The organism is Pantoea sp. UYEF8 (genome assembly GCF_040546285.1).
GTDB lineage: Bacteria > Pseudomonadota > Gammaproteobacteria > Enterobacterales > Enterobacteriaceae > Pantoea > Pantoea brenneri.
On sequence record NZ_JBEPNM010000018.1, the window covers coordinates 1 to 15983 of the forward strand.

Here is a 15983-nt window from a genome sequence, read left to right on the forward strand (position 1 = left end):
GCTTCCGGTAAGTTTCGTCGGCTGAGGCCAGCTAAAGTCGAAAGGTCAAAAAATAGCCTTAACGTACAATAATTTTCGATATCCAAACTGCCCCCTATCCGGGCGAACAGACCATCGATAAAGAGGCGTTCTGGACCACGGAAATGGACATCCTGATCCCGGCGGCGCTGGAAGGTCAGATTACCCGCGAACGAGCCGAAATCCTGAGCTGCAAAATCGTTCTGGAAGGCGCTAACGGTCCGACCTATCCCGATGCTGACGATATGCTGGCGACGCGCGGCATTATCGTGGTGCCGGATGTGGTCTGTAACGCCGGCGGCGTAACCGTCAGCTACTTCGAGTGGGTGCAGGACATGGCGAGCTTCTTCTGGAGCGAAGATGAGATCAACCGTCGTTCAGACAAGATCATGACCGATGCGATGGTCCACGTCTGGGAGAAAGCCAAAGAGAAAGATTGTTCACTGCGCACCGCAGCGTACATCGTGGCGTGTGAGCGCATTCTGATGGCGCGTAAAGATCGCGGTATCTATCCTGGCTAATCTGGCTGGCGCTGCCGTTACCGGCAGCGCCCGTTTTCACGCCTGCTTCATCAGCACCTGAAACTGAGGATTAAACTCGTCAAAGATCGGTAATGCGGCAGCGCCAAGCGCAGCGGTATCACTCCCGGTCATTCCTGTCTTCAGACGCATCGCATTGAGATAGCGCCCACGCACCGACTGATAAAGCGGCGGTAAACGGTGCACGATCTGTTCCAGTAACGGCGCTGGCATCATCCCGCCAATAATCACCGCTTCAGCATCAAACACCGATTCCAGAATATTGATCGCCTGGCGCAACGGGATCAACACGCTGTCAATCCACGCCGCAAACCGTGCGGGTTCAATCTGCAACAGATCTTCCGGCAGCGCGCGCATCGGGTCGAGTCCGCAAAATTCGTAGGCGGCCTGGAGCGAGACGTAGCGTTCAAGGCAGCCCTGGTTACCGCAGTAACAGTCGCGTCCGCCTGGTTCAACCACTATGTGCCCTATCTCGCCGGCATTGTGGGCGTGGCCGGTATAGATGTGGCCATCGGTAAAGATCCCCGCGCCGAGACCGGTGCCAATGTAGAGATAGATAAATGAGTTGAGCTGGCGAGCAACGCCGTGAAAGCGTTCGCCGATGGCGGCTACCGTGGCATCGTTCTCCAGCGTGACCGGCAATCCGCTGAGGGCTCTGAGTTCGGCTTCGATATCAACCTGCTCCCAGCCGTTCAGGGTGGTGGGACCCACCGAGGAAATGCCCTCTACGCCAAACGGCCCCGGCATCACCACGCCAATGCCGAGAACTTTACTCCACTGCGCACCAAGAAAGGTACGCATCTCATCCAGCACACCAGCAATGCGCGCCAGAGTGGCAGCGGGCTGGGGCTTTTGCACCATAACGAGGCGGCGCAGGTGCACTTCGCCGCTGAGATCGACCAGCACCAGCAGCAGCGTCTGATGATCGAGATGAATGCCAATCGACCAGGCGCTGGTGGGATTCAGCGTTACCGGAATCGACGGCTGACCGCGTCCGCTACGGCGCGGCTGGCGGCTGGTCAGCAGTTCCGCCTGCTCCAGTTCCGCCACAATGTTAGAGACCGTCTGCGGCGTCAGCGCCGTCATGCGGGCCAGTTCTGCGCGCGTCAGTTCGCCATGCAGACGAATGGCTTCAATCACCACGCGTCGATTGTGCGCCCGCGCATGTTCAAGGTTAGTGCCCGAGGTTGTCATGTTGTTTTCCATTACAGCGGGACCGACAGTATTAGTCCCTGTGGCGGCGCGGGCAAATAATATCTTTGATCCTGCACACAAATCCGGGCGAACAGGATAGGCAGTTTTAGCGTAAAAGCGCAGTCTGAGTTTCAGCGTTGTTACGGCATTGTTTCATCCGCTGCGATTTTTGTGGCACGCCGTTTGCTTATTACTTTCCAGGCCAGTGCAATAACTGCCCCAGATTACGCCCCTGATTAAATCAATCAAATTGATTTAATTAATCGACATCCTGTTGCTGCATAGTGGAGAAGATCATGTCACAGCGTTTTACCCCTCAACTCAAAGCGGGCGTTGCCGCCCTGCTGATGCTCAGCGCCGGCAGTGCGGTAGCGGCCAGCCAGATCAATGCCCTGTTTATGACTCAGGCGGCCTACAGCGAAAATGATATTCGCGCCATGACGCAGAATTTTCAAAAGCAGCATCCGGATGTCAGCGTCAATCTGGAGTTTGTGCCGTATGAAGCGCTGCACGACAAGATTGTTGCGGCGCGCGGTGCCGGTGGCAATGGTTACGATGTGGTGCTGTTCGATGCCATCTGGCCGGCTGAGTTTACCCGTTTCGATCTGCTGCAGGATGTGAGCGCCCGCATCACGCCGGAAGAGAAAGATAAAGTTTTCCCGGGCGCGATGAACACGGTGATCTATAAGGGCAAAACCCTGGGAATGCCGTGGATTCTGGATACTAAATATCTCTACTACAACAAGGCGATGCTGAGCAAAGCGGGCATCACCACCCCGCCACAGACCTGGCAGCAGGTGCTGGACGACGCAAAAATCATCAAGCAGAAAAAAATCGTTAACTATCCGCTGGTCTGGAGCTGGTCGCAGGCCGAAGCGCTGGTGTGTGACTACACCACACTGGTGTCGGGCTTTGGCGGCCAGTTCTATCAAAACGGTAAGCTCAACTTCTCCAGTCCGGCCTCGCTTAAAGCGTTAAACCTGATGAAAAGTTCACTCGACGACGGACTGAGTAATCCGGCTTCACGCGAGTATCTGGAAGAAGATGTGCGTAAATCCTTCTCCAACGGTGATGCAGCGTTCGCGCTCAACTGGACCTATATGTACAACATGGCCAACGACCCTAAGCAGAGTAAGGTGGCGGGCGACGTTGGCATCATGCCAGCGCCAGGTGATGCGCCGGGCCAGGCGGGCGGCGTAAACGGCTCAATGGGTCTGGGTATCGCCAAAGGCAGCACCCATCCGGAGCAGGCATGGCAGTACATTCAGTATATGACCTCACAGCCGGTACAGAATCAGTACGCCCGCCTCAGCCTGCCAATCTGGAAATCGTCTTATCAGGACCCGGCGGTGAAAAAAGATCAGGAGAGCCTGATCGCTGCGGCTGATAAGTCACTAAACGTGATGCTGTCACGTCCGGAAACGGCCGACTATTCGCGTCTCTCGAACCAGCTTCAGCAGCAGTTGCAGCAGGTGTTACTGGGTAAAACCACGGCCCAGGATGCGATGGCGGCGGTGGATAAAAGCGCTGCGCGTCTGCGTTAAGGAGTCATGATGCTGAGTTTGCGTCAACGCGAACAGCGTCAGGCATGGGTGCTGCTGGCACCCATGCTGCTGGTGATGCTGCTGCTTACCGCCTGGCCTTTGTTGCGCACCATCTGGCTGAGTTTCACTGATGCTGCGCTGATTGGCAGCGGGGAAACGCCAGGCTGGATCGGACTGGAAAACTACGTTTACGCGCTGAGCGATCCCGACTTTCGGGCATCGATTGGCCGTACGCTTTATTTCACCCTCGTCTCGGTGACCTTTGAAGGCGTGATTGGCGTGCTGGTGGCGTTGCTGCTTAACCAGAAGTTTGCCGGACGCAATATCCTGCGGGTGCTGGTGATTCTGCCGTGGGCGCTGCCAACCATCGTCAACGCGATGATGTGGCGGCTTAACTTCAACCCGGACTATGGCAGCATCAACGCCCTGCTCAGCCAGCTGGGTATTATCGACGGTTACCGCAGCTGGCTGGGCTCACCGGATGCCGCACTCAATGCGGTAATGTTCGCGGATATCTGGAAGAACTATCCGCTGGTGACGCTGCTGGTGCTGGCTGCGCTGCAATCGATTCCGGAGGATCTGTTTGAAGCTGCCAGACTGGATGGGGCTTCCGCCTGGCGCCGCTTCCGGGCGATCACCTTCCCGGCGATCGTCGCCCCGCTTGGGGTGGCGCTGGTCCTGCGCACCATTGATGCCTTTAAGATCTTCGACATTATCTACGTAATGACGCGCGGCGGGCCGGTAGACAGCACCAAGACCCTGAGCTTCTTCGTTTATCAGGAATCCTTTAGCTATCTGCGAGCCGGCAGCGGTGCGGCCTATGCGATGCTGATGACCCTGATGTGCGCCCTGCTGATCACCCTCTATCTGTTGATGTTATGGCGTCAGCGCCGTCGGAGTTCTGCTTATGAAAACTAAACTGCGGCGGGTGTTGCGCTATGGCGCGGCGCTGCTGGTGGCGATCACTATTCTGGCCCCGATGGGCTGGCTGTTCCTGATGAGCGTCAGTTCTGCCAGCGATCTGTCGCGCGTTCCGCTCGAGTGGCTGCCCCGGCAGTGGGATTTTAGCCGCTATCACGGATTGGTGTCGCTGGCACCGAATCAGCCGGGCAACATCTTTCTGCATGCGCTGGGCAATAGCCTGCTGGTCGCCAGCGTAGCAACCGCCATCTCACTGCTGCTGGCTATTCCGGCGGCCTTCAGCTTCTCCCGTTACGCCGGTCGCGACGGCTGGCTGTTTGGCGCGCTGGCCATCTACATGGTGCCGCCGGTGGCTTTCGTGCTGCCGCTCTACTTCCTGCTCCAGCAACTGGATCTGCTGAATACCCGGCCTGGCCTGGTGATGGTCTACTGCTCGCTGATCCTGCCGTTTCTCACCTGGATGCTGAAGAACCAGTTCGATTCGCTGCCACGTGATATCGAGCAGGCCGCCCGCCTCGATGGTCTGCGCTTCTGGCAGGTGCTGCTGCGCATTACCCTGCCGCTGGCGAAGCCGGTTCTGGGCGCGGCCGCGCTGTTTGGCTGGCTGCTGGCGTGGGATGAGTTTTTCTATGCGCTGCTGTTTACCAGCAATATTTCGGCCCAGACGCTACCGGTTGCCATTGCCGGCTTTACGGCCGGACGGGCCACCGATGACGGGCTGATCGCCGCTATCGGCATTCTGGCCTCGGTGCCGCCACTGTTTATTGCCATCTGGCTGCAGAAGACGCTGGTTAGCGGTCTGGCCAGTGGGGGAAGTAAGGGATAACGATGCTAAACACGACTTCATCCACGCTTTACGTGGTGGGCAATATCAATGTGGATTTGATTATGGGCACGCTGAGCGACTGGCCACAGCGTGGTACCGAAGTGATGCTGCAACACAGCGAACTGCGTCCGGGCGGCTCAGCCGGTAACTGTGCGCTGGCGCTGGAGGCGATGCAGGTGCCGCACCGCGCTATCGCCAATCAGGGCGATGACGGATTTAGCCACTGGCTCGCCAGTCATTTCCCGCACAGTGCGGCGCACTGGCCACGCTATCGCTGTGAAACCTCGCTGACGGTGGGCGTCACCCATCCTGACAACGAACGTTCGTTTATCAGCAACTTTGGCCATATCACGCAAATGACCGCTGCGGATGTGCTGAACCAGCTGCCCGCGCAGGCCGTACCGGGCGATATCGTTCTGCTGTGCGGCACCTTTCTCTGCCTGGAACTCTATCAGGCGTATCCGGCGCTGCTGACGGCGCTACAGCAACGGGGTTTTGCTGTGGCGGTCGATACCGGCTGGCCCCCCACCGGCTGGCATGATGAGCTTCGCCAGCAGGTTCATCGCTGGTTAGCCGATTGCGACTGGCTGCTGCTGAACGAAGTCGAAACGCTCGGCTTAGCCAACGGCGCATCCGTGGAGCAAAGCGCGGTTCAGCTGGCGGCCCGGCTCAGTGGTCGCGGTGGCTGTGTGGTGAAAAGCGGTGCGGACGGCGCGCGGTTGTGGTCTGCCACCGGGACGCTGCACGTGGCGGCGCAACCGGTGACGGTGGTTGATACCATCGGCGCCGGAGACAGTTTCAACGCCGGTTTTCTTGCCGCGCTGCTTTACCGCCAGCCAACGCAGACCGCGCTGCGCTGGGGCATAGATGTCGCCTCTCTGGCGATCAGCAGTTCACCGCGCCGCTATCCCGGCTGGCAACAACTCCAACTTTCACATGAGGTGCGCTAATTATGGCCAGTGTTGAACTTGTACAGGTGGCTAAGCGCTACGGTAAGCAGAGCGTGCTGCACCCGCTGGATCTCACCATCCCCGACGGCAGTTTTACCGTGCTGGTTGGTCCCTCCGGCTGCGGTAAATCAACCTTATTGCGTTTGCTGGCGGGGCTGGATAGCGTCTCTGACGGGGCGATCACGCTCGATAAAAAACGCATCAACGACCTCGATCCCGCTGACCGCGATATCGCCATGGTATTCCAGAGCTATGCGCTCTATCCGCACCTGACGGTAGCAGAGAATCTGGCCTTCCATATGCAGGTCAAAAAGGTGGCGCGCGAGGAGCAGAAAAGCAAGATCGCCCGCATTGCCGGCATCCTCGGCATCGGACAGCTGTTGCAACGTTATCCACGGGCGCTATCGGGCGGCCAGCGGCAACGTGTGGCGATGGGACGCGCGATGGTGCGTAATCCGCAGGTGTTTCTGTTCGATGAACCGCTGTCTAACCTTGATGCGCAGTTACGCATGGAGCTGCGTGCCGAGATCAAATCGCTGCACCAGCGTTTTAAAACCACCATGGTGTATGTGACGCACGATCAGGTCGAGGCGATGACGCTGGCGGATCAGATTGTAGTGATGAAGGATGGCGTTATCGTGCAACAGGGCGCACCGCTGGCGATCTACGATCGTCCGGTGAATACCTTTGTGGCACGCTTTATCGGTTCGCCGCCGATGAATCTGCTGGATGCGCAGTTTCAGCCGCGTGATGGCGTGCCGGGCGTGCTGTGTGGTCAACAGTGGCTGCCGTTACCACCCCGCTGGCACCGTGCGGCGGGTGAGCAGCCGGACCAGCCGGTGACGCTCGGCGTGCGGCCTCACGATCTAATCAGCGATGCGGGTGGTCAGCCAGCCGATGTCAGTATCGTTGAGATTACCGGCGAGTCGACGCTGCTGCATCTGAACTGGCAGGGTTTCGCCCTGCATATGCAACAGAGCGGGCGCAGCGAGGCGACGCCGGGCGGGACATTGCCGGTCACCGTCAATCCGGACAAGATGCATCTGTTCGATGCGCACAGCGGTGAGCGCCTGACCGAACAGTAATCAATAAAAAACCCGCCAACGGCGGGTTTTCTTTATCATCAGCGGATTACGTTAAGCCAGATGGAACTGCTCGACCGTTTGCGCCAGCTGTTGCGCCTGGTCTTCCAGTGAACTGGCCGCGGCCGACATCTGCTGCACCAGCGCGGCGTTCTGCTGGGTGGTGCCATCCATTTCGTTAACGGCAATCGTCACCTGGGTAATGCCGCGCGCCTGCTCATCCGAGGCGGAAACGATCTCCCCGATAATGCCCTGCACCGAATTAACCGCCTGCGTCATCTCCTGCATGGTCTTACCGGCATCGTTCACCAGCCTGACGCCGCTTTCAACCCGTACGCTTGACTCCTCGATCAGTGCCGCGATCTCCTTGACCGCACTGGCGCTGCGCTGCGCCAGATTACGCACTTCAGATGCCACCACTGCAAAGCCACGGCCCTGCTCGCCGGCGCGTGCCGCTTCCACCGCAGCGTTGAGCGCCAGAATATTGGTCTGGAAGGCGATGCTGTTGATCATGGTGGTGATGTCGCCGATCTTCTTCGAACTATCATCGATCTGCGCCATGGTCTGGACCACCTGGCCCACCAGCGTGGCGCCGCGGCTGGCGATGTGGGTGGCATTTTCCGTCAGGCTGGTTGCCTGCTGCGCATTATCCGCATTCAGGCGGATGGTGGCGCTGATCTGCTCCATACTGGCGGCGGTCTGCTCCAGCGCGGCCGCCTGCTGCTCGGTACGGGATGCCAGGTTGAGGTTGCCGCTGGCAATTTCGCCCGCGCCCTGACGCACCGATTCGCTGGCATCTTTAATCTGGCCAACGATTTGTCGCAGCTGACTTTGCATGGTTTCCAGCGCGAAGAACAGGCTGCTGCGGTCGCCGGCTTTGATAACGATGGCATTGTCGAGTTTGCCATCCGCTACCGCCAGCGCGATTTTAGCCGCCTCAATCGGTTCGCCACCAATCGGACGTAATACTTTACGGCTGAACAGCAGGCCCAGCACCGTTCCGACCAGCAGAATGCTGACGATCATCAGGCCAATCGCCCAGCTCAGCTGACGGTTAGCGGCGGCCATCACCTGACTCACCGGCGCCACCACCCCGAGGTACCAGGGTTTATCGCTGTCGCCAATAATCACCGGTTGCCAGGTCATCAACGCCTCTTCTCCCAGCACTGAATCAAAATGCTGCACCACGCCCGAGGTGAAATGATCGGTTTCCCCTTTCCACGGCTTACCGGCCTCATCTTTGACCGGCGATGACACCACCTTTCCACCATTGGAGAGCAGCAGCGCATAGCCGCTTCCCTGCCAGGGTTTGATTTGATTCACCTTCTGCTGTAAAGACGCGAGTGAAATATCGGAGGTGACAATCGCCTTCAGCGTGCCCTGCTCGATTATTGCCGCCGCGACCGAGGTCAGTAAGGTCGGCACGCCGTTATAGGCATAGCTGTAAGGCTCGATCAGGGTATCTTTCTTCGATTGCTGCGGGATTTGATAGTAATCACCCTGACCTGGCGTCAGGATTGAGAGCAGAGGATGCATGGCGAATTGACCCGCCTGATCGCGGTCAACAAACCAGGCGTAACGCCCCTGTGGAGCCTGGCCCGGCTGGTTCACGAATTCGGCATCGCGACCATCGAAGGCGTTCGGTTCAAAGATCACAGACATCGACAGATAGTCGGGATTGGCCCGCAGTGAATATTCCATGATCTTATCGACCACTTTGCGGTCGGTAATACCGGCATGGGGTAAAGCGATCAGGCTTTGTCCCAGATGGCTGGCCACGTCACGCGCATGACTCAGCTCCTGTTGCACCTGTAAGCCGCGGCTTTGGGCAATCTGCTGCAGATACTTCTCTGCCAGCGCCTTCTGCTCTTTGCCTGACTGCCAGCTAAGGACACCGATCGTCACGGTAAATCCCAGCATAATGGTCAAGCCGCCGGTAATGAGCATCTGCGCTCGGGTACTCATTTTCTTTTTATCTTTTAACTGACTGGCCATGTTGATTCCCCTGGAATTTACCCTTTTCGCGACCTCCCTGTGGTTCTGGTGCTCCTGAGATCATCTATCGGCGCCGTTTTTTTGAACTTTAATTACGCAACCGGCTGGAGTGTGCGGGTCAGACCGGATGATAAAAGCGGGAAGTTGATCGCAAAGGGGTTATGGCGACAGCAATGAATCTGTTTAATTTGATCTAAAACAATACCGGCAGCCGTCACTACTGTCAGTTTATGTAAACAGACGTTGTTGTTCCCTCATCACGGTGGAGAAAAATCAATGACCGGTAAAATTGGCTTAGCAGGCGGTATGATCATCTGGTTAGCGTATGTCGCCTGGATTGTTCACTACTACTCAGACACCTTTTTGCAATTCTCCCGCTAAACAGACAGGACCTTCGGGTCCTGTTTTCTTTTGTGTCTGGTGGCTGACAAAGTGGTCTGTGAGCCAAATCTTCGTTACAATCGACTCATTATGTGAGCCGAATAAGCAGACTTATTCGGCTCATTACCCTGATGATGAGCCGGATATGACGACTGACTGGATATGGCAACAGGCCGACTGGCCGCAATTTCACTGGCAGCAGGCCGCACTGTTACCCCGTTTGCGCCATCTGCAGCAGCAGCGCGGTTTACTGCTGGGCCGTGCCAGCCTGCACCCCGGCGATCAGGCGCAAACGCTCGACACTCTGCTCAGCAATATCCTCTCCTCCTCGGCGATTGAAGAAGAACGGGTAAACGTACAATCGGTGCGTTCATCTCTGGCGCGCCGCTTAGGCGTGACCGAACAACAGCCTTATCCGGTTTCGGATCGATCGGAGGGACTGGCGGCGATGATGCTGGATGCCATTAACAACCGCAGCCAGCCGCTCACGCTGGCGCGTCTTTACCAATGGCATTGCTGGTTATTTCCGGCCGATGAATGGTCAGTGCAGCGTCTGAGTGTTGGCACCCTGCGCGGCAGCGAGCCGATGCAGGTCATATCCGGACGCATCGATCGTCCGACGGTGCATTTTGAAGCACCGCCGCGCAGCGGACTGGAACCGCAGCTGACAGCGTTTATTGCGTGGTTCAACCGCAGCGAACAGGATGTGATGCTGGACCCGTTGCTGCGCGCCGCAATCTGCCATCTCTGGTTTGTTACCCTGCACCCTTTTGATGACGGTAATGGCCGTATCACCCGCGCTTTAACCGATCTGGCGCTGGCGCAGGCTGACAGTCAGAGCATCCGTCTGTACGCGATGTCACCTGCCATTCTGGCCCACCGCGCGGATTACTACCGCATCCTGGAACAGACGCAGAAAGGCGGGCTGGATATTACCGACTGGCTGGTGTGGTTTCTCGATATTCTGGATGAGAGTCTGCAGCAGGCGATTAACACCGTTGCCCGCACCCAGGCAAAAGCACGCTTCTGGCTCCGGCATCAGGGACTGGCCCTGAGCAAAGAGCAGGTAAAAGTACTGAACCGGTTGTTAGACGGCGGCGAACAGGGTTTTGAACAGGGGATCAGCGCCAGTCAGTATCAGAAGGTGGCGAAAGTGAGTAAGGCGACGGCGACACGTCATTTAGCCGATCTGCTGGAGAAAGGCTGTCTTTACCGGCTGGAAGGCGGCGGACGCAGTACGCGCTATCAGGTCAGAGCCGCAGAAGAACGCTGAGGATCAGCGGACATCCTGGCAAACGAACATCACGTCAGCAGATCGTCAACCAACGCCCGGATAAACAGCCGGAGAAAATGGGATGAAATGCCTGGTGTCGCGCATGAGTAGCGCGGCGGCGAGATGCATCGCGGCGAAAAGGTCTTCGCCGCGATGGCGCATTGCTGCAATTACTGTTTCAGCGACGCCCCGTTGGTGCTAATCACCTCTTTGTACCAGTAAAAACTCTTCTTGCGGCTGCGCGCCAGCGAGCCGTTCCCACTGTCATCCCGATCGACATAAATGAAGCCGTAGCGCTTAGAGAGTTCAGCTTTCGATGCGCTGACCAAATCGATCGGTCCCCAGCTGGTATAGCCCAGCACCTCAACGCCGTCGTCGATCGCCTCGCGGACCTGCACCAGATGGTCGTTAAGATAGCTGATGCGATAGTCATCCTGCACCATGCCTGCTGCATCCGGCTCATCCTTTGCGCCAAGGCCGTTTTCAACGATAAACAGCGGTTTTTGATAGCGGTCCCACAGCACGTTTAACAGCGTACGCAGCCCGACCGGGTCAATCTGCCAGCCCCATTCCGAACTGGCAAGATGCGGGTTCGGCACCATGCTCAGGATGTTACTTCGTGCGCGCTGGCTATGTGCTTCGTCGGCGGTTACGCAGCCGGTCATGTAATAGCTGAACGAGATAAAATCGACGGTCGATTTCAGCGCCTGGCGATCGGCATCGGTGATATCCAGTCGGATGCCATTATCGCGGAAGAAACGCAGCATATAGCCCGGATAACTGCCGCGGCACTGTACGTCGCCAAAGAACTGCCAGCTGCGGTTTTCCTGCAGCGTTTTGAACACATCATCGGGCTTGCAGGTCAGCGGATACATCAGCCCGCCGAGCAGCATGTTGCCGATTTGAGCGTCAGGAATGATCTCATGACAGGCGTTGACCGCCAGCGCGCTGGCCACCAGCTGGTGGTGAATGGCCTGGTAGACTTCGCTTTTGCTGCTGCCGTCCGGCAGTCCGACGCCGGTCATTGGCGCGTGCAGCGACATATTAATTTCGTTGAAGGTCAGCCAGCGCTTCACTTTATGCTGATAGCGCGCAAAAACGGTGCGGGCATAACGTTCAAAGAAATCAATCACCTGACGGTTGCCCCAGCCGCCGTACTGTTTTACCAGTGACCACGGCATTTCATAGTGTGACAACGTCACCAATGGCGTGATGCGGTGCGCCGCCAGTTCATCAAATAACCGGTCGTAAAAGGCCAGCCCGGCCTCATTCGGCTGCGGATCGTCACCGTTCGGGAAGATGCGCGTCCATGCGATAGAGACGCGCAGACAGCTGAAGCCCATTTCGGCGAACAGTTTGATATCTTCCGGGTAGCGATGGTAGAAATCGATGGCGATATCTTTAATGCTACTGCTGCCGGGCTCACGCTCGACGATAGGACCAAATATGCCCTGCGGCTGGACGTCAGAGGTGGATAGCCCTTTACCCTCTTCGCGATAAGCGCCTTCGACCTGGTTTGCGGCCAGTGCGCCGCCCCATAAAAATGTACTCGGGAAACTCTTCATCACGTGCTCCTTTTAGTCGTGGCTTACGCTGAGCAATGGCGCACCGGCAACCACGGTGCTGGCCGCAACGGTCACCACCTGCTGATACGCATCGCTGTTACTGATAATGATCGGGGTCGCCAGATCGTATCCGGCGTCAATAATGGCCTGACGGTCAAAGGTCAGCAGCAGGTCACCCGGCTGCACTTTGTCGCCGACGTTTACATGGGCGGTGAAGGGTTTGCCGTCGAGTTTGACGGTATCGATCCCGACGTGAATCAATACCTCGATTCCGCTGTCGCTCAGCAAGCCAATCGCGTGTCGGGTCTGGAACAAGGAGGCAACCATGCCGGAAAACGGCGCAATAACCTGATTTCCTGAGGGAATAATGGCGGTACCCTGACCGAGCAGGCCGCTGGCAAAAGTGGCATCAGGCAATTGGTCGAGTGCCAGTACGCTACCGGTCATCGGTGAGAGCACCTCATTGGCACTGAGGGTAGCGGGCAACGCGGCCTCGGACGGACGGCGCGCACCCGGCATTCCCGCCAGCAGCGTCATTGTGAAACTCAGCACCAGCGCCACCAGCGTGCCGATAATGCCGCCCCATAGCGTACTGTCGACGCCACCCGGCGGGATCATCTGGGCAATAGTAAAGATATTGGCAAAGCCGAAGGAATAAACGTGGGTATCACTGAACCCGACAATGGCACCGCCGATCGCTCCGGCGACGCAGCCAAAGTAGAACGGGCGACGTAGTGGCAGGTTAACGCCATAGACAGCCGGCTCGGTGATGCCGAAAATCCCGGCGGTGACCGAAGAGCCCGCCAGCACTTTCTGGCGCGCGTCACGGGTACGCAGCAAGACACCGAGCGTGGCACCTACCTGTCCCATTACCGCAGGCAACAGGATCGGTGCCATGGTGTCGTGACCCAGCACCGCCAGGTTGTTGATCATCAAGGGCACCAGTCCCCAGTGCAAACCGAAAATTACGCAGACCTGCCATAGTGCGCCCATCGCCGCGCCTGCCAGCCACGGAGCCTGCTGGTAAATCCACTGATAGCCATTCGCCAGCATCTGGCTCATCCCGGTCGCCAGCGGTCCAATCAGCAGGAAGGTCAGAGGAACGGTGATCGCTATGCAGATCAGCGGGGCAAAAAAGTTTTTCACGGAGGAAGGCAGAAAGCGGCTGCTCTGTTTTTCCAGCCAGCAGCTCAGCCAGGCGGCAAGAATAATCGGGATCACAGAGGAGCTGTAGTTAATCCAGGTTATCGGAATGCCAAAAAAAGCCTCGGTCACCGCCCCCGCCTGCTGGCTGGCCTCAAAAGCCGCAATCATAGTCGGATGGGTGAGTGCTCCACCAATGCTCATGGTGATAAACGGGTTGCCGCCAAATTTTTTCCCGGCGGTATAGCCCAGCACCAGCGGGAAGAAAAAGAACAGCGCATCACTGGCGGCGAACAGGATCTTATAGGTGCCGCTGTCGGGAGACAGCCAGTTGCAGACCACCGCCAGCGCCAGAAAGCCCTTGAGAATACCGGAGGCGGCCAGGATACCGATAAACGGAGTAAAAATGCCTGATACGATATCAATCAGGCGGTTGAACAGGTTGATCTTGTCGCCCTTCCCGTCATTGATGCTGGGTGCGTCTTCCGCCAGTCCGGCCGCTTTGCTGACGGCCTGCCAGACATCGTGGACGTGATTGCCAATCACCACCTGAAACTGACCGCCGCTTTCGACCACCATGATCACGCCTGGATTCTCCTTCAGACTGCGGGCATCGGCTTTGCCGTGATCCTTCAGCTTGAAGCGAAGCCGTGTGGCGCAATGTACCAGACTGACGATATTCTCTTTGCCACCGACGTGGCCGAGAATATCTTTCGCCAACGCGTGATATTCCATCTCGATTTCCTTATAGCCGTGGCCCGCGGGCGCCGGATGACTGAGTAAAAAATAAAAAAAAACCCGAGAGCAGCCTGTGTGTTCAGGCCGCGCTCAGGTTTTGCCTGCGTTATGCAGTAACAATCCTGTTGAAGTAAAAATCCAGTTGCAGAAAAATCCAGTACTAGCGTCTAGCGTGCTTCTTTTCTCACCCGTTCGATATGAATGGTGAGGAACATAATTTCTTCCGCAGTCAGCTCGCGCTGATAGCTTTTTTGCAGGTGCTGCGCCAGCTTTTCGGCACATTTCCAGGCGTTGGCGTAGTTATCTTTTACTGCCCGATGGAGGGAGAGATCGTCATCCGGCACCACGGTACGCGTCAGCATTCGCTGGGCAAAAAACTTCAGATGAGTCACAAAGCGCTGGTAGCTCAGCGACTCTTCATCATATTCAATCTGTAACTGATACTTCACCAGCTGCAGGATTTCCTGCAGCACCCGGGTTACGTGCATAACCTCCGGCTTTTCGCTGTTGAGCTGCGCCGTTACCAGATGCAGGGCGATGAAGCCCGCTTCATCCTCTGGCAGCTGGACGTTCAGGCGCTGAGCGATAATGGCCCGCGCCTCCTGCCCCAGTTCAAATTCTTTCGGGTAGAGCCGTTTAATCTCCCACAGCAGCACATTTTTGATGGTCAGGCCTTTATGTTGCCGTTCAATCGCAAAATGGCAGTGGTCGGTGAGGGTGATATACAGGCTCTCCTGCAAGGTCCCCAGCCGCTGGGCGGCAAGCTGGATGATGCGATCGCAGGTGGTCATCACCTCCAGCGGAATTTGACTTAACAGATCCCCAGCCGATGCATCAGTTCGTCGCTTTGCAGCGCGAAAATCTTCTCAATGCGCGCCTTATCAAGCGTGTCGCCGACGCGTCTCTGGAAGGCCAGACCGCGCCCCATAACGACCTGTTCGCCGCCGTGTTTATCCTGAACAACCACCACATTATTATTAAGAATTTTGGCGATTTTCATTGGAACCCCAGAAACAAAAAAACCTGACCTCCGGCAGAAGCCAGAAAATCAGGTTTTGCCTGCCGAAGCAGTAACAATCCAGTGGCGGTACTGTATCAGTTTCAATCGCAGCCTCAATAGCTTACGAAAAGAAACGTGATACAGATCGTTCTTACTGGTGTGATTTGCAGCAAGGCGAGATCAAAAATATAACCCGCTACAGGTAAACCGCGAGACGCCTTAAGGGCCGTCATTACGGCGAACGCGACATAAACGCGCAGATCTTTCAGCGGAAAGGATTTTCAAAGCAGAGGGGTTTGACGAGACGGCCTTTCAGGCAAGGCGTTTTAACAAGGAAGTGCGCAAAGCGGCATAAGGTGAAGATCGGTGCCAGACACAGTCAAAACAATAACGCCGGAAGGATCGCTTCCGGCGTTAACGGGGTCAGGCTGCTTTTACCGCGCGGACTTTTTTACTGCCAGTCTCTTCAGCCTTGTCATCGGCGCTGTCTGATGCCGTCTCAGGCTGACGGGCATCAGCAGCAACTGGCTCAGGCAGTTTGCTGGTGCGCAGAATATGCTGCACGGCATCTTTCTGCTCGGCAATCAGCAGGCCCAGGGTTTCCGCCTGCGTCTCATCCAGCGCGGGTTGATGCTGTAACAGCCAGTCGGTGAAGGCTTCGGCCATATCGAGCATTTTGTCGTAGGCATCGGCCTCTTTTTTATTGGCAAACGTCATCTTCTCTTCACCCTTTCTGACTACTACAAATTTTGTTTCGACAGCCATGTTTTTGCCCCTCGGATACTGTGTATACATACAGTATATCACGACGATG

The 15983-nt window shown here is 56.9% G+C and carries 11 protein-coding genes and 2 pseudogenes; 7 read left to right on the forward strand and 6 right to left on the reverse strand.

Annotated features, from left to right (window positions below; all coding sequences use genetic code 11):
• Positions 1-83: 83 nt before the first annotated feature.
• Positions 84-539: pseudogene (locus tag ABIB18_RS21840) on the forward strand (Glu/Leu/Phe/Val family dehydrogenase); the annotation flags it as partial.
• Positions 540-575: 36 nt separating this feature from the next.
• Here the strand turns inward: ABIB18_RS21840 and ABIB18_RS21845 are convergent.
• Entirely contained in the window at positions 576-1751 is a 1176-nt protein-coding gene (locus ABIB18_RS21845) for an ROK family transcriptional regulator (protein WP_069729341.1), read from the reverse strand.
• Between the two features lie 296 nt (positions 1752-2047).
• On the opposite strand from ABIB18_RS21845, the gene ABIB18_RS21850 reads away from it, so the two are divergent.
• From ABIB18_RS21850 to ABIB18_RS21870, 5 genes are read left to right on the forward strand one after another with little or no spacing between them, the layout of a single operon-like run.
• On the forward strand, positions 2048-3295 hold the full coding sequence (locus ABIB18_RS21850; protein WP_031374466.1) for an extracellular solute-binding protein: 1248 nt from the start codon (positions 2048-2050) through the stop codon (positions 3293-3295).
• A gap of 9 nt (positions 3296-3304) precedes the next feature.
• A complete protein-coding gene (locus tag ABIB18_RS21855) occupies positions 3305-4213 on the forward strand; it encodes a carbohydrate ABC transporter permease (RefSeq protein ID WP_069729322.1) in 909 nt (302 codons plus the stop codon).
• Positions 4203-5042 (forward strand): carbohydrate ABC transporter permease, encoded by an 840-nt coding sequence (locus ABIB18_RS21860; RefSeq protein WP_046289319.1) that lies wholly within the window; start codon positions 4203-4205, stop codon positions 5040-5042. Before ABIB18_RS21855 ends, ABIB18_RS21860 begins: the two co-directional genes overlap by 11 nt.
• Before the next feature lie 2 nt (positions 5043-5044).
• On the forward strand, positions 5045-5992 hold the full coding sequence (locus ABIB18_RS21865) for a carbohydrate kinase family protein (RefSeq protein WP_354475711.1): 948 nt from the start codon (positions 5045-5047) through the stop codon (positions 5990-5992).
• Positions 5993-5994: 2 nt separating this feature from the next.
• On the forward strand, positions 5995-7077 hold the full coding sequence (locus tag ABIB18_RS21870; RefSeq protein WP_354475713.1) for an ABC transporter ATP-binding protein: 1083 nt from the start codon (positions 5995-5997) through the stop codon (positions 7075-7077).
• 51 nt (positions 7078-7128) lie between these two features.
• On the opposite strand, the gene ABIB18_RS21875 is transcribed toward ABIB18_RS21870, so the two are convergent.
• On the reverse strand, positions 7129-9069 hold the full coding sequence (locus ABIB18_RS21875) for a methyl-accepting chemotaxis protein (protein ID WP_031377686.1): 1941 nt from the start codon (positions 9067-9069) through the stop codon (positions 7129-7131).
• A 526-nt stretch (positions 9070-9595) separates the two neighbouring features.
• On the opposite strand from ABIB18_RS21875, the gene ABIB18_RS21880 reads away from it, so the two are divergent.
• Positions 9596-10723 (forward strand): Fic family protein, encoded by a 1128-nt coding sequence (locus tag ABIB18_RS21880; protein ID WP_031377687.1) that lies wholly within the window; start codon positions 9596-9598, stop codon positions 10721-10723.
• Positions 10724-10893: 170 nt separating this feature from the next.
• Here the strand turns inward: ABIB18_RS21880 and ABIB18_RS21885 are convergent, their stop codons facing one another.
• The 4 genes and pseudogenes from ABIB18_RS21885 to ABIB18_RS21900 form a co-directional block, all read right to left on the reverse strand.
• On the reverse strand, positions 10894-12288 hold the full coding sequence (locus tag ABIB18_RS21885; RefSeq protein WP_069729318.1) for a glycoside hydrolase family 1 protein: 1395 nt from the start codon (positions 12286-12288) through the stop codon (positions 10894-10896).
• A gap of 12 nt (positions 12289-12300) precedes the next feature.
• On the reverse strand, positions 12301-14166 hold the full coding sequence (gene bglF / locus ABIB18_RS21890) for a PTS beta-glucoside transporter subunit IIABC (RefSeq protein ID WP_031377689.1): 1866 nt from the start codon (positions 14164-14166) through the stop codon (positions 12301-12303).
• Positions 14167-14336: 170 nt separating this feature from the next.
• A pseudogene (gene licT, locus ABIB18_RS21895) lies at positions 14337-15169 on the reverse strand (BglG family transcription antiterminator LicT).
• A gap of 423 nt (positions 15170-15592) precedes the next feature.
• Positions 15593-15934, reverse strand: a complete 342-nt coding sequence (locus ABIB18_RS21900) for a YebG family protein (RefSeq protein ID WP_031377691.1) — start codon at positions 15932-15934, stop codon at positions 15593-15595.
• Positions 15935-15983 lie beyond the last annotated feature (49 nt).

What these genes read in the sequence shown, in the direction of transcription:
- ABIB18_RS21845 (WP_069729341.1), bottom strand. Translation starts at nt 1,751, where the DNA reads ATGACAACCTCGGGCACTAACCTTGAACATGCGCGGGCGCACAATCGA.
- ABIB18_RS21850 (WP_031374466.1), top strand. Translation starts at nt 2,048, where the DNA reads ATGTCACAGCGTTTTACCCCTCAACTCAAAGCGGGCGTTGCCGCCCTG.
- ABIB18_RS21855 (WP_069729322.1), top strand. Translation starts at nt 3,305, where the DNA reads ATGCTGAGTTTGCGTCAACGCGAACAGCGTCAGGCATGGGTGCTGCTG.
- ABIB18_RS21860 (WP_046289319.1), top strand. Translation starts at nt 4,203, where the DNA reads ATGAAAACTAAACTGCGGCGGGTGTTGCGCTATGGCGCGGCGCTGCTG.
- ABIB18_RS21865 (WP_354475711.1), top strand. Translation starts at nt 5,045, where the DNA reads ATGCTAAACACGACTTCATCCACGCTTTACGTGGTGGGCAATATCAAT.
- ABIB18_RS21870 (WP_354475713.1), top strand. Translation starts at nt 5,995, where the DNA reads ATGGCCAGTGTTGAACTTGTACAGGTGGCTAAGCGCTACGGTAAGCAG.
- ABIB18_RS21875 (WP_031377686.1), bottom strand. Translation starts at nt 9,069, where the DNA reads ATGGCCAGTCAGTTAAAAGATAAAAAGAAAATGAGTACCCGAGCGCAG.
- ABIB18_RS21880 (WP_031377687.1), top strand. Translation starts at nt 9,596, where the DNA reads ATGACGACTGACTGGATATGGCAACAGGCCGACTGGCCGCAATTTCAC.
- ABIB18_RS21885 (WP_069729318.1), bottom strand. Translation starts at nt 12,288, where the DNA reads ATGAAGAGTTTCCCGAGTACATTTTTATGGGGCGGCGCACTGGCCGCA.
- bglF (WP_031377689.1), bottom strand. Translation starts at nt 14,166, where the DNA reads ATGGAATATCACGCGTTGGCGAAAGATATTCTCGGCCACGTCGGTGGC.
- ABIB18_RS21900 (WP_031377691.1), bottom strand. Translation starts at nt 15,934, where the DNA reads ATGGCTGTCGAAACAAAATTTGTAGTAGTCAGAAAGGGTGAAGAGAAG.